Genomic DNA, 14,106 nt, shown 5'->3' on the forward strand with positions numbered 1-14,106 from the left:
ATAAAAATTTATCACATGTTTCCGGGTGTTGTCAAACCATGTCGGCATCGTTTCTTCGCTTCATCATTACCGCAAATGGGGCAGTTATGGTATACTATTAGGGTTCATGTAAGGAGGATATTGGAACTTATGCGCAATTTTTTCGCTAAATGGAATCGCCCTTGGGTGAGAACTACATTCAAAGTAACTTGGATTACCTTAAAATGGACCATCATTAGTGCCTTTTTGGCGGGAATTGTCGGTGGATCTGCCGCATTCGGGTATGTCAGTGCCCTAGTCAAAAAAGATCCTGTGCGCACGGAAGAGGCCATACGTCAGCAGATGCAGGAAAATGCAGTCACAGGTTTCGCTTACTTCAATGATGATACCGTCATTGGGCAATTGCGAACAGAAGAAGATCGGCGTCTCGCTCAGCTAGACGATATTCCGCAACTTCTGTTAGACGCTGTCCTCGCCATTGAAGACAAAGACTTCTACAACCATCGCGGGATCGATATCCGCGGGCTTTATCGGGCAGTAACTCAGAAACTGCTGAACGAAGAAGTACAAACAGGTGGAAGTACGATTACGCAACAGCTTGCCAGACGGGTATTTCTTACACTCGACCGCGATGATGGCCGTAAAGCAAGAGAGCTGCTGCTCGCGCTGCGGATGGAACGCCTAATGTCCAAGGATGAAATTTTGCTTGCTTATTTAAACAAAATTCCTTATGGCAATGGCGCGACAGGCTATAATCTATATGGGATTAAAGCAGCTGCCAAAGGCCTCTTTAACATCGACGATCTGGATAAGTTAAACGTTGCTCAAGCCGCTTACTTAGCCGGTTTGCCGCAATCCCCATCGCAGTACTCTGCCTTCACGAGCAAACCCGACTTTGATGAAGATGGTTTCAAAAAAGCGGTCACGCGTGAACAGTTAGTACTCAAACGGATGCTGGAAGAAAAGAAAATTACAAATGAACAGTACCAAGAAGCACTTAAATTTGATCTCAAAGCTTCCATGCCCCCTGCGGCTCAGAAGGCTTATACGACTTATCCTTACCTCATGATTGAAACGGAAAAAGAAGCTGCAGAAATTTTGTTGAAGATCCAGAAGCCTGAGCTTGATCCTAAGAAAAACCAGGCCGCTTATAATGAAGCGTTAAAGGGTATACATACTCAGCTCTTACGTGGTGGTTATCAAATCTATACAACCATAGACAAGACCATTTATGATTCCATGCATGAAATATCGAGTAACGATAAAAACTTTGCCCCTACAGATGATAAAAAAGGCATGGAACAAGTCGGGGCCATCATGATCGATTCTAAATCCGGAGCTATAAAAGGGATGATTGAGGGCCGCAATTTCTTCGAAGAGCAGCTCAATCACGCCACACAAGCATTCAGACAGCCTGGATCAACCATGAAACCCATTGCCGCCTATATACCAGCCTTAGAGAAAGGGGCCATTCAGCCGGCTAGTATCGTGGATGATATCCCAATTATTCTAAAAGACGGTGTCAAAGGCTTTCATCTTCCAGAAAACTGGGATCACAAGTTTCACGGATTAATGACAGCAAGAAGAGCTTTAAACCAGTCTTACAACATCCCTGCTATTGATATATTTTTGAATAAAGTGGGTATTAATGATTCCTGGGAATTTGCTAAAAAACTCGGTATCACGTCCATTCAAAAAGAAGATTATTATGCCCAGACCGGCGTAATCGGCGGACTAAGCCGAGGAACTTCGGTAAAGGAACTAACTGGCGCTTATGCATCTATTCCGAATAAAGGCGTATTCAATGAGACGTTTATGATTCGCGAAATCAAAGATTCCAATGGCAAAACGATTTATACACATGATCAAAAGCCAACCCCTGTCTATTCCCCACAAAGTGCGTATCTGATTACAGATATGATGAAAACGGTGGTTAGCCAAGGGACAGCAACTGATTTGATGAAAAAGTACAAATCATATGGCAAAATTGAGATATCTGGTAAAACTGGCTCAACGCAAGATGATGCCGATGCTTGGTTCATGGGCTTTACCCCTGATATTACCGTTGGGGTGTGGATTGGTTATGACCAACCGATTAATAAGTTATCTTCAAAAACATTGCAGACGAATCACGCCAAGGATATATGGGCTCTCATTATGAACCGAACCATCGAGCAGAAACCAGATCTCTTTCCTACCAAAACATTCGCCAAACCGGATGGTATTGTCTCGGCAACCGTATCCAGTTTATCCGGTAAGCTGCCAAGCGAATTAACGTCTAAGTCCGAATTTCTAGTTACTGATCTTTTCAACAAGAAATATGTACCTACAGAAGTCGACAATGTGATGGTACGGATGAAAATCAGTTCATATGGCGGACTGAATTATATGGCGCAAGACAACACGCCGGCTGATTTCGTGCAAGAGAAAACGGTTATTAAAAGACAAAAATCGATCAGTCAATTGCTCAAAGAAATCGAAGTAGCGATGAGTAAACTTCCTGAAAAAAGCCGTAAGCCGATCGATAATTATAAGCCTACAGATTATGATGTTGACGCGCCATCCGAAGTTGACCCTCGGGTTGATGATGGTAAAGAGCCCGCAGCACCAACGAACGTTGTAACAACCAAGTCCGGTGACACGGCAATCATTGCCTTCCAGGCAAGTCCGAATCCTGATATCGTCGGCTATCGCATATACCGTTCCGATAACCGCGGCAAGTTCCTGCTCATGGGCGGCAAAGTTGTCTTGGCAGGCGCAGAGACGAAATTTATTGATCAAATCCCCGGATCTAGCTTAATCGGTTATTTCGTAACAGCAGTCGATGTAGCGGGGAAAGAATCGGCACCTAGCCGCTCCTCCTATACAGATGGAAGCTCGCTAGATTCATTGTTCGTACCTTCTGTCGATGACAATCAAATTCCAGGAGTTACTAACGGCTCCAATGGTGGCATCGGTGAACCCATCGGAACCGACAACGGCACCAATGGAACCACAAAGGACTTACCTGCCGCACCAACCGGTATTAAAGCCAAAGCTGATGGCGCAGGTGTGATATTAACTTGGAAAGCCAATGCGTCCAAGGATAAAGTAAAAAAGTATAATATTTATTTTAGTGACAAAGAAAAAGGAACGTTTAAGAAGCTTGGTTCTGTTGAGGATGCGACCGAATTTCATTATTACGCAGCAGCTTACAACGGTTATTACAAAGTAACTGCTGTCAACTATGCAGGCGAGTCAAAGCCCTCCGCTTCTATCTCCTATAACAACTAAATCACTAAAGTAGAAAGACCCGGCTACCCGGGTCTTTTTCATTTCAATGCAATAAAAAACCTTCCTTTCACCATAGATCTGGTGCAAGGAAGGTTTGATTACCTTTAGTCTTCGATCGTCGATAAGTCGCCAGTTGGCAAATTGAGCTCCCAAGCTTTAAGAACACGGCGCATAATTTTACCACTGCGAGTCTTAGGCAGCTTGTCTTTAAATTCAATTTCACGAGGAGCTGCGTGGGCAGAAAGCCCTTCTTTAACGAATTTGGAAATCTCCGCTTTTAGCTCATCAGATGGTGTGTAACCTTCACGCAGGGCGATAAATGCTTTAATAATTTCTCCGCGCATTGGGTCAGGCTTACCAATAACCCCTGCTTCTGCAACCGCAGGATGCTCAACAAGCTTACTTTCGACTTCGAAAGGACCTACCCGCTCGCCTGCTGTGTTAATCACATCATCCACACGACCTTGGAACCAGAAGTACCCCTCTTCATCCTGATAAGCTGAATCACCGGAAACGTACCAACCTGTCAAACGGAAATATTCTTCGTATTTTGAAGGGTTATTCCAAATTTTGCGCATCATCGAAGGCCATGGCGTTTTGATAGCTAGGTTCCCCATCCGATTAGGAGGCAAAATGTTCCCTGCATCATCAATAATAGCCGCTTCGACACCCGGAATTGGACGCCCCATTGAACCAGGCTTAATCGTCATGGATGGATAGTTACAGATAAGTTGTCCACCTGTTTCTGTCATCCACCAAGTGTCATGTATACGTTGGTTATAAACTTTTAGCCCCCAACGTACAACTTCGGGATTTAACGGCTCGCCTACGCTAAGAACGTGACGAAGCGAAGAAAGATCAAACCCAGTAACAACATCATCACCGGCTCCCATCAACATACGGAAAGCAGTTGGCGCGCTATACCAAACGGTTACTTTATATTTTTGTAATGTGTTGTACCAATCTTGTGGACTAAAACGGCCGCCGCGAATTACATTCGTCGCTCCATTCAACCATGGCGCAAAGATACCGTAGGAGGTTCCTGTTACCCAACCCGGATCCGCAGTGCACCAGTAAATATCGTCCTCTTGAAGGTCCAATACAATTTTACCTGTATAATAATGTTGAATCATTGCATTTTGAACGTGATAGACACCCTTCGGTTTTCCGGTTGAGCCTGACGTATAATGGATAATTAATCCATCCTCACGATCCAGCCATTCGATGTCAAGTTCTGTTGAAGCGCTTTCCATCTCTTTGTAGAAATCAACTTGTCCCTCAGCTAGCTCCACATTTTCACCAACGAGAATAACGTGCTTCAAATGTGGCAGTTCATTATAAGGTACGCGCGATAGTAAACTTGGTGTCGTAATAATCGCTACGGCTTCACTATCTTCCAAACGGTCTCTAACTGCTGTTTCCATGAAAGCCTCAAATAATGGCCCAACAACAGCACCTACTTTGAGGGTTCCAAGTAATGAATAGTAAAGTTCCGGTGTGCGTGGCATGAAAATAAAGACGCGCTCTCCTTTACCAACGCCAAGTCCTCGAAGCACATTACCAAACTGATTAGATTTCGCTTTCATTTGTCCATAAGTGATTGCTTCTTCTCGCTGACTATCGCTGTAATAAAGTGCGATTTTATCCTTTTTGGATGAGTCAGCATGACGATCAATTGCTTCATATGCCATGTTAACTTTACCTGTTTCATACCAGGAAAAGCTCTTCTCGATGTCTTTCCAGTCAAATGACGCATGTGTTTGTTCATAATTGATCATGTTAGGATTAGTGGATACAGCTTCAATGAGTTCAACTTTCATTTGATCCATGTACGTAAAACCCTCCTCACGTGGTAAACCGCTTTCATTTTACTGATTAATTCATGCAAAATGTGATCGATTTTTGACATATTCTATTATATCATACTAGGAAATATTCGCCTACGTTAAAAATTCGTCTTTTAATTCAAACCAAAGTTTGGTATAAGAATACTATGACCTAACGGAAAAGGAAACGTTCATCATGCTTTTTTTTAAAAGGAGAGCTAAGGTTATGCAGCATATCAAAATATACCACTCACACAGCTTGCGCGCAGCTCCCGATCAAACCGAAATCATCATAGAAGGTCCTGTTTCAGCAGAAACCTTGCAGGAGCTTGTTATGCATACCAAATTAGATGCGTTCCGCAGACCTAAGGAGCAGTTAGAGGCACTAGTCGAAATTGCACAATTACCTGAAGGACGTATCATCATAGCAAGAGACGGCTCCACCATTGTCGGCTATGTCACCTTTCACTATCCAGACGAGATTGAGCGTTGGTCACAGGGGCATATGCAGGATTTAATTGAACTGGGCGCCATAGAAGTTGCAGACGACTACCGATCCATTGGATTAGGGAAAAAGATGATTCGACTCGCTTTCGAAGATGAGCAGATGGAGAATATCATCTGTTTCACCACAGAGTATTATTGGCATTGGGACTTGGAAACAAGCAAATTAACGGTCTGGGAATACCGTCAAATGATGGAGAAGCTCATGAAAAGCATCGACATGATCTGGTTCGCTACGGACGATCCAGAAATATGCTCACATCCAGCCAACTGTCTTATGGTGAGAATCGGCAAAAAGGTGCCAATCTCTTCCGTTGAGCAATTTGATCGCATTCGTTTTCAGCAGCGTTTCATGTATTAATTTCTAAGTAATCGTGGGATTTCTAGGGCTTCAAGCGAAATTGTTAGTCCATTCGGGGGAATTAGGGATATGAACAAGAAGGCAAATCCTGTCTTTATCTATGATGATCAAGAAATTCAATATAAATTTAATGAAAACCACCCGTTCAATCAAGATCGTCTCACGATGACGGTGGATCTGCTGCGAAAAGCCGGCGCTCTGCCTGATAGCGCGCTGTGGGCTCCTCGCTCCGCGACAGACAGCGAACTGCTGCGGGTTCATTCACCCGCTTACATTGAAGCAGTGAAAGCGCTTAGCTGTTCCGTGCCGGAGGCGGCTTGGGTCCGAGAAGCAACGCGCTTCGGACTTGACACCGACGACACGCCCTACTTCGCCGGGATGCATGATACCACGGCGAAAGTCGTAGGCGGCTCCATCACCGCAGTCGAGCTGGTGATGTCCGGTAAGGCTCCGCACGCCCTTCACCTGGGCGGCGGATTGCACCATGCCCTGCAAAGCAAGGGCGCAGGTTTCTGCGTCTACAACGACGCGTCAGCGGCGATTGCGCACGCAAAAGAGATGTACGGCGCAAAAGTGTTGTACATCGACACAGATGTGCATCATGGAGATGGCGTGCAGTGGGGCTTCTACGCTGATCCTCAGGTATGCACACTTTCTATCCACGAGACGGGGAAATATTTATTCCCCGGCACGGGCGCCGTGAACGAACGCGGCGAAGGCGACGCGTTCGGCACGAACATCAACATGCCGGTGGAGCCCTACACCGAGGATGAGTCATGGCTGGAGTGCTTCGGCGAGGTGCTCACCGAGACGGTCGCCCGCTTCCAGCCAGACGTCATTATCTCGCAGCATGGGTGCGATGCCCATGCTTTCGACCCGCTCGCGCACGTCCATTGCTCCATGCGCGTGTACAAGGCTATGCCCGAGCTAATCCACTCCCTTGCGCATAAGTGGTGCGCAGGGCGGTGGGTAGCGCTCGGGGGCGGCGGGTACGACATCTGGCGTGTCGTACCACGGGCTTGGAGCCTGCTCTGGCTCGTAATGAGCGAGCAAGCGATCATAGATCAGCTGGAGGTGCAGCCCCAGCTGCAGCTGCCACAGGCGTGGCTGGACGCCTGGCAGAGCAAGAGCCCTGTCCAGCTGGTGGATACCTGGTTGGACCCTGTAGAAGCTTGGGCGCCAATTCCAAGGCGCTTAGCGATTGCCGAGAAGAACCGACAAACGAAGGAACTCGCCATGATGTATTTGAAGTAGAAATAAAAGCTCAGAACCGCCATTTCGGCGAAATTCCGAGCTTTTTTTATAGCTATCTTAGAGGAGATGTTTTACGATATCCTCAACCATTTTGTACGAATTTTCAGATGCCTGGACCGTAAACTCGGCAAAGTTAACGTGAGCGGAACCATCTGCTTTATCGGACATCGATCGCAGTACGACATAAGGAGTGGCATTCATCGAGCAAACTTGAGCCACCGATGCCCCTTCCATTTCAACACAAACGCCGTCAAGCTCTTCATACAGGCTGGCAACAACTTCCCTGCTTGCAATAAACTGGTCCCCAGAGAGTACTCTCCCCTTTTTAACTTTGCCTGCAAACAGTTTTTCACCCGAAGCAACAGCCAGCTCAACAAGCTTACTATCCGCTTCAAAGATGGATTTCGCTTCATAAGGGATAACGCCACGAGGAAACCCAAGTGCAGTAACATCCATATCATGCTGCATGCATTCACTCGATATCACGAGATCCCCGATATTCAGCTCCGGATCTAAGGCTCCAGCTACTCCTGTAAAAATAACGGCTTCGACGCCGAAGCTATCAATTAAAATTTGGGTCGTCACAGCCGCATTCACTTTCCCAACACCTGTCCGGCACACGACAACTTGCTTGTTAAAATATGTACCATCACGAAACGTAATGCCTGCTTTGATCGTTTCACGCACATCGGTCATATGCGAAACTAGGAGTTCTATTTCTTCATTCATCGCTCCGATAAGAGCAATTTTATTCCATGTCATTTCATTATCCTCTTTCCCTTAGAGACATGAGAAAACCTCTACCGAGATCATCCTCAAAGGAATGACCTCGTTTAGAGGTTAGATTTGATTAAGCTTGTGTAACGGAGTTGCGGTAAATAATTTCGTGAGGCAGGATAACCTGCATATGATCCGTTGACTCTTTATTCATCAGCTTCGTTAGAAGACGCATTGACACTGCCCCGATATCATACATTGGCTGTGCTACTGTCGTTAAAGTAGGTCTAACCATGGAAGCCATGCGGATATTGTCCACGCTAATTACGGCGATATCTTGCGGTACACTGAGTCCGTTATCTTGAATCGTATGAATGGCGCCAATCGCCATCTCGTCTGTAGCGGAGAAGATCGCTGTTGGTCTTGGTGAAAGCTCCAAGAAATAGTTCACAGCGTCAACACTTGACTCATAACGATAGTTCCCAATGCGAACATATTCATCACGCAGTGGAATACCTGCCTCATCCAAAGCTTTTTTGTACCCTTGATAACGCGCAAATCCATTCGCTGGATCATGCAGCGTTCCGGATATCATTGCAATGTCACGATGACCGGCTTCAATAAGCACATTCACAGCATCGAAAGCAGCTTTCTCGTGATCGATATCCACGGATGCCATGGCTTGGTTCTCATCCTTCGTGCCGCATAAAACAACAGGTACGGAAGACGTTCGGAATGCCTGTGTATGTTCCTCTGTTACTACACCACCCATGAAGAGCAATCCATCAACCTGCTTTTCAAGCAAGGTGTTAATAACACGAATTTCTTTTTCTTTCTTCTTGTCCGCATTACACAAAATGATATTGTAATGGTACATATTAGCAATATCCTCAATCCCACGTGCTACTTCAGCAAAAATGGAATTGGAAATATCGGGAATGACAACACCAACTGTCGTTGTCTTCTTACTAGCTAAACCCCTTGCTACCGCATTAGGGCGATAACCGAGTCGCTCAATGGCTTCAAAAACCTTCTTACGTGTTTGTGGCTTAACGTTAGGATTGTTGTTTACAACCCTAGAAACGGTTGCCATCGAAACTCCTGCTTCTCTTGCTACATCATAAATGGTTACGGTCACGGTTACTCTCTCCATTTTCAAAAGTATTCTGCGATCCTAGTATATTATCGTTATGATACGACAAATTAATCCATCTTGCAATGTATATTGAAAATGCTTTGAAAATAATTTCAATGTTTTTTCAAAAGATGTACACATTATGCAAGGATAAAGGACTCCATCGTCCTTAGGGACGAGTGCGGTTGTCAAGGTTGATGCGGAGTAAAAGTATAAACATATACTTTCATATCAACTACAAAAGCCAACCCCCATTAGGATTGGCCACACACTGCTTATGTCGATATTGCACTCTGTGTGATTTGCGATAACCGCTTGCGAATCTCCTCGGTCCAGGGTTCATCACCCAGCGATTGTGCTAGCAATAAGATGTCCAAAAGTTCATTGATTCTTTCTTCAACGATCTTTTCCATGGAATCATTCATATGCTCTTTTTCCGTTACCTTCAGCAGCAGGAAAGCAACTTCCGAAAGTTCATGAAAAAAGAGCTGCTGCTTCTCAGGCTTACTCCCCAGCCTACCGATTAAACCGGTAAGTTCGGGTTTAACATGAGGAACAACTTCACTACGTCCACACGCTTCACATGAGTAAATAGGTACATTCTCAATGTCGACTTTGTTCTGATAAATAACCGTACGCAGACGAAGGTTCATCGTGCGTCCGCACTTACAATACTTTTGCATTCTAACACTCCTTCACTGGCGGGCGGCATGTACATGAGTTGCTTGTACTATGATATTCTACGATTTTAATCGATTTCCTGCCGAATGAAGAGTAGTAGTTTTTGCCACCTATGGTAGTAGAATGTTACTTTTCCTGTTGTTTATTAAATTGAATAAGCTCATCCACAAATCTCTTGGAAAATGCAGGAAGGTCTGGTGGACGACGCCCGGAAATGATGTTACGATCGACAACTACTTCTTCGTCCAACCAAGTTGCTCCCGCATTTTCGAGATCATCTCGAATGCCTGGCGTAGACGTCATCGTGTACCCCTTTACGATTTTCGCTGAAATCAGCACCCAGCCAGCATGACAGATTTGAGCAATCGGTTTAACTGCCGCGTGAAACTCCTGTGTCAGACGAATCACATCTGGGTAACGACGCAGTTTATCAGGTGCCCATCCTCCCGGAACATAAAGACCGATGTAATCGGAAGACTTTACTTCATCGAAAGCATAGTCTGTCGTAATGGGTACACCATATTTGCCGTGATACACGGTTTTTGCCTTAGGACCGACAATATCCACAACGACCCCGGATTCACGCAAACGTAAAACGGGATACCACATTTCCAAGTCTTCAAATTCTTCATCAACAAAAGCTAATACTTTCGTTCCTGTCAATTCCATGCTAATTTCCTCCTACGATGGATTCTGTTTGTTCGGTTTGAGCAAGCAGTTCTATGATTTCATCACTTGTTTTGCAAACTAGAATTTCATTAACTAACTGTTTGCACTTCTTAGCGTCACTGCTTAATAAACGGTGTTTCACTTGTAACAGTGTCTGCACTGAAATACTTAGTTCTTCTATTCCCAATCCCAGCCATATCGGAAGTGCCCGGATGTCACCCGCCATTTCTCCACAAACGCCGACGGGAATTCCTACACTTTTGGCCGAGTCGATCACATGTTTGAGAAGCCTAATAACTGCCGGATGATAAGGATTATATAAATGCGCAATGTTTTCATTCATCCTGTCTACAGCCAATACATATTGAACAAGATCGTTCGTTCCAATACTCATAAAATTCACTTCACTTGCAAGGACATCCGCGATGAGAGCTGCAGCGGGCACTTCAATCGTTAATCCAACTTCGATATTTGCATTATACGGTAAGCCTTGTGCGTGCAATTCCGACTTAGCCTTCTCAAGCAGAGCTTTAGCCTGACGCACCTCATCCAAGGAAGTGACCATAGGATACATGATTTTCACGTTGCCGTAATGGCTGGCCCTTAGAATCGCTCTAAGCTGTGTCATAAATAAGTCTTTACGGTCCAGCGAGATACGAATCGCCCGATATCCCAGAAATGGATTATCTTCCTTGGCAAGCGGCAAATAATCGAGCTTTTTATCTCCGCCAATATCGAGCGTTCGGATGACGATGGGGCGACCTTTCAGCTGCCTCGCTGCATGACGATAAACTTCATACTGCTCGTCTTCGCTGGGTAACGAATCGCGGTCCATGTAAAGGTATTCCGTCCTGAACAATCCTACCCCAGAAGCCCCGTTACGTAACACTTGATCGATCTCCAGCACGGAATTAATATTGGCATGCAAATTCACATAGCTCTTGTCCAACGTTACTGGTGCAACGTCAGCTATCTCTTGCAAGCTTTCTTTGAACTCGAGCCAATTCTTTTTACGCGCTTGATACCGCTCAATCGTTATTTTATCAGGATTGATGTATAAGGTACCCTCTTGTCCATCAATAATCAGGAAATCGCCATTTTGAATGGGTCGCAGAAGCTTCCCTTCCAAACCCAGCACATACGGTACGGACATTGCTCTTGCCATAATGGATACGTGCGAATGCGTGCCTCCGAGAATCGTTAGCAGACCAAGCACATTAGCCGGGTCCAAATGAGCCAATTGAGACGGTGTTAGCTCTTTGGCGACCAAGATGTAAGGATGATCGATCGGTGGTACCGTTGAGCTTGTATCGCCGAGCAAGTGCTTCAGAAGCCGATTTCCGACATCTTTAATATCAAGCGCTCGCTCCTTCATATATTCGTCGTCTATGAGATTAAACATATCGACAAATTTATCGATAACTTCTTTTACAGCGACTTCAGCTGCCTTGTACTGCAGCTCAATAATCCCTTGAATCTCGTTCATAAAAATGGGATCTTCCAATATGGCCAAATGTGCATCAAAAATATAGGCTTGATCTTGTCCAACAACATCCTTAATCTCTTGCTTAATGATTTCAAGCTCATCTTTGGAAGATCGAATACCATCATATAAACGTTCAAATTCATAAGACAAATCGGTGACATCAATCATTTTCTCAGGGAAATCCCACTCCCAAGTAGGTATGACAAAAGCCTGACCCATCGCAATCCCTGAAGACGCTCCTATTCCTCTGATCATCCATTCGTCCCCCCCGTTTGTTTAGTAGGCTTTAGGACAACCGACATCACAGAACCTTGGCCTTTTTTAACAGCTTTAAATGGAGCAAAGCTCCAAGATTTAACAAGATCGGGATTCGTAATAATCATCGGTGTCGCCATCGATGAAGCGAATTTTTTGACTTTATTGTAATTAAACTTAACTAGTAGTTGACCCGGTTCCACGTGATCGCCTTCTTTTACTACCGCATTAAAACATTTACCCGGCAAGCTAGACGTATCTATGCCAATGTGCAGCAGGACCTCCAGACCTTCCTCGGTCAAGATGCCAAGGGCATGCATAGTCGGATAAATGTGCATAATGGTCCCGGCAACGGGAGAAACCAGTTCTCCTTTCTCGGGAATAAAAGCAACGCCGTTTCCTACCAACCGCGAAGCAAAGATACGATCAGGCACTTCTTCAATTGGAATCATGCGTCCTTGCATGGGCGAAGTAAATAAGACCACATGAATATCCTTGCGCAGTACTTTCATAATCTCTTCACGAATTAGCTCTGAGAATGTTCCGAACACGACCTGAACATTGCCTCCTCCAAGACGGATGACGCCTGCTGCTCCTAAGTGTCGTAATGCCGTGATGTCCATCAGACGATCATTGACAAGTGTAAGACGCAATCTGGTAATACAGGCTTCAATCTTCTTAATATTGTCTTTCCCACCGAGTGCTTGCAAAATAAGTGGAGAGCGATATGGAATATCGCCTGCCCACTCTTCAAGTGAGGAACCTTCTTCTCTACCTGGGGTAGGAATCCGGAACCGCCGTATAGCCCAACGGAACATGAAATAGTAGAGAAGCCCATAAACGATACCGATCGGTATGAGCAATAAACCGTTATGCGATAGGTGCAAATTAATGACGTAGTCGATGGCCCCGGCCGAATAAGAAAAGCCGTGATGAATATTTAATTCATAAGCCATCCACATGGCTGCTCCAGACAAAATCGCATGAATAACAAATAAATACGGAGCAACGAAGAGAAAGGCAAATTCAATTGGCTCAGTGACGCCTGTTAAAAAAGAAGCTAACGCTGCTGTCAAGAATGTCGCCTTAATCTTCGGCTTTAAATCTTCCCGCGCTTCCCCAATAATCGCAAAAGCAATTGCTGGGAGGGCAAACATCATGATGGGATATAATCCGGCCATATACATCCCTGCTGTCGGATCCCCGGCAAAATACCTAGGTAAATCCCCATAAGCCATATGCCCCGTTGGCGTCTGATAAGCACCTACTTGAAACCAGAAAAAGTTATTCAAAATATGATGCAAACCCGACGGTACGAGAAGACGATGCGCGATACCATACACAAAGGCGCCTACACCGCCTAATCCAAGCAGCCAGTTGGAGAGCTTGCCCATCCCCATTTCTAAATAGGGGCCAATAGTGATCATAATATAAGACACTACAAGCGTGCACAGCCCCATAATAAGCGGAACTATGCGGGGGCCACCGAAAAATTGTATGTATTCCGGGAGCTTAATCTCTTTACAGCGATGATAAATAATAGCAGCCAGTAATCCAATAAATATCCCACCTGGTACACCCAGTTGAAATTGAGTCCCCAGTTCATGTTCAATTAGTCTTGTGAACATAAAATAGCCCAGCATGGCTGATAAACCAGCAATCCCAGCACTTTCTGTAAGGCCTAGCGCTACACCAACTGCGAATATGATTGGTATATAATCGAAGACCGTATTCCCAGCCAACAGCAGCATATCCCCTAAGCTAGATGCGTGAATGACATCCCAAGGTAGTTCCCCTAGACGAAGCAACACAGCAGCGATAGGAAGCGCAATGGTAGGCAGCATTAATGAGCGGCCAAGCTGTTGTAAGTTCCCCATCCAGTTCAAACGTATGCTACCTCCTAAGAGTTTTGCTTTAGCAAAACTGACATCGTAAGCATAAGCTCAGCGTTTTCGAAGAAAACTGC

At 45.2% G+C, this 14,106-nt stretch carries 10 protein-coding genes and 1 other annotated feature (1 of these 11 only partly in view); of the genes, 3 read left to right on the top strand and 7 right to left on the bottom strand.

Annotated features, from left to right (window positions below):
• Position 1, bottom strand: a binding site (T-box leader) (it extends 278 nt beyond the left edge of the window).
• A 128-nt stretch (positions 2-129) separates the two neighbouring features.
• Entirely contained in the window at positions 130-3,252 is a 3,123-nt protein-coding gene (locus QFZ80_RS18475; RefSeq protein WP_307560417.1) for a transglycosylase domain-containing protein, read from the top strand.
• A gap of 104 nt (positions 3,253-3,356) precedes the next feature.
• Here QFZ80_RS18475 and acsA read toward each other — a convergent pair whose 3' ends face one another.
• On the bottom strand, positions 3,357-5,081 hold the full coding sequence (acsA, locus tag QFZ80_RS18480) for an acetate--CoA ligase (protein ID WP_307555388.1): 1,725 nt from the start codon (positions 5,079-5,081) through the stop codon (positions 3,357-3,359).
• A 223-nt stretch (positions 5,082-5,304) separates the two neighbouring features.
• Here acsA and QFZ80_RS18485 point away from each other — a divergent pair, with 223 nt between their 5' ends.
• Together QFZ80_RS18485 and QFZ80_RS18490 are read left to right on the top strand one after the other, a co-directional pair.
• A complete protein-coding gene (locus tag QFZ80_RS18485; protein WP_307560419.1) occupies positions 5,305-5,943 on the top strand; it encodes a GNAT family N-acetyltransferase in 639 nt (212 codons plus the stop codon).
• 69 nt (positions 5,944-6,012) lie between these two features.
• Entirely contained in the window at positions 6,013-7,197 is a 1,185-nt protein-coding gene (locus tag QFZ80_RS18490; protein WP_307555384.1) for an acetoin utilization protein AcuC, read from the top strand.
• Between the two features lie 57 nt (positions 7,198-7,254).
• Here the strand turns inward: QFZ80_RS18490 and QFZ80_RS18495 are convergent, their stop codons facing one another.
• From QFZ80_RS18495 to QFZ80_RS18520, 6 genes are all read right to left on the bottom strand, one after another.
• The gene (locus QFZ80_RS18495) at positions 7,255-7,959 is read right to left on the bottom strand and encodes a 5'-methylthioadenosine/adenosylhomocysteine nucleosidase (RefSeq protein ID WP_307560421.1); all 705 of its coding nucleotides are present in this window, start codon (positions 7,957-7,959) and stop codon (positions 7,255-7,257) included.
• Between the two features lie 88 nt (positions 7,960-8,047).
• Complete coding sequence (ccpA, locus tag QFZ80_RS18500) at positions 8,048-9,052, bottom strand: catabolite control protein A (protein WP_307555379.1); 1,005 nt, start codon at positions 9,050-9,052, stop codon at positions 8,048-8,050.
• Positions 9,053-9,324: 272 nt separating this feature from the next.
• Positions 9,325-9,732, bottom strand: coding sequence for a hypothetical protein (locus QFZ80_RS18505; protein ID WP_029195585.1), 408 nt, complete (start codon positions 9,730-9,732; stop codon positions 9,325-9,327).
• 124 nt (positions 9,733-9,856) lie between these two features.
• On the bottom strand, positions 9,857-10,399 hold the full coding sequence (locus QFZ80_RS18510; protein WP_307443884.1) for a type 1 glutamine amidotransferase domain-containing protein: 543 nt from the start codon (positions 10,397-10,399) through the stop codon (positions 9,857-9,859).
• 1 nt (position 10,400) lies between these two features.
• Positions 10,401-12,140, bottom strand: a complete 1,740-nt coding sequence (gene ptsP / locus QFZ80_RS18515) for a phosphoenolpyruvate--protein phosphotransferase (protein ID WP_307555377.1) — start codon at positions 12,138-12,140, stop codon at positions 10,401-10,403.
• Entirely contained in the window at positions 12,137-14,026 is a 1,890-nt protein-coding gene (locus QFZ80_RS18520; protein ID WP_307555375.1) for a glucose PTS transporter subunit IIA, read from the bottom strand. The genes ptsP and QFZ80_RS18520 overlap by 4 nt, the downstream gene beginning before the upstream one ends.
• Positions 14,027-14,106 lie beyond the last annotated feature (80 nt).

This window comes from Paenibacillus sp. V4I7 (assembly GCF_030817275.1).
GTDB lineage: Bacteria > Bacillota > Bacilli > Paenibacillales > NBRC-103111 > Paenibacillus_E.

Excerpts from the sequence above, each read along its gene's own strand:
- QFZ80_RS18510 (WP_307443884.1), bottom strand. The coding sequence starts at position 10,399 with ATGGAATTGACAGGAACGAAAGTATTAGCTTTTGTTGATGAAGAATTT.
- acsA (WP_307555388.1), bottom strand. The coding sequence starts at position 5,081 with ATGGATCAAATGAAAGTTGAACTCATTGAAGCTGTATCCACTAATCCT.
- QFZ80_RS18505 (WP_029195585.1), bottom strand. The coding sequence starts at position 9,732 with ATGCAAAAGTATTGTAAGTGCGGACGCACGATGAACCTTCGTCTGCGT.
- QFZ80_RS18495 (WP_307560421.1), bottom strand. The coding sequence starts at position 7,959 with ATGACATGGAATAAAATTGCTCTTATCGGAGCGATGAATGAAGAAATA.
- QFZ80_RS18490 (WP_307555384.1), top strand. The coding sequence starts at position 6,013 with ATGAACAAGAAGGCAAATCCTGTCTTTATCTATGATGATCAAGAAATT.
- QFZ80_RS18475 (WP_307560417.1), top strand. The coding sequence starts at position 130 with ATGCGCAATTTTTTCGCTAAATGGAATCGCCCTTGGGTGAGAACTACA.
- QFZ80_RS18485 (WP_307560419.1), top strand. The coding sequence starts at position 5,305 with ATGCAGCATATCAAAATATACCACTCACACAGCTTGCGCGCAGCTCCC.
- ptsP (WP_307555377.1), bottom strand. The coding sequence starts at position 12,140 with ATGATCAGAGGAATAGGAGCGTCTTCAGGGATTGCGATGGGTCAGGCT.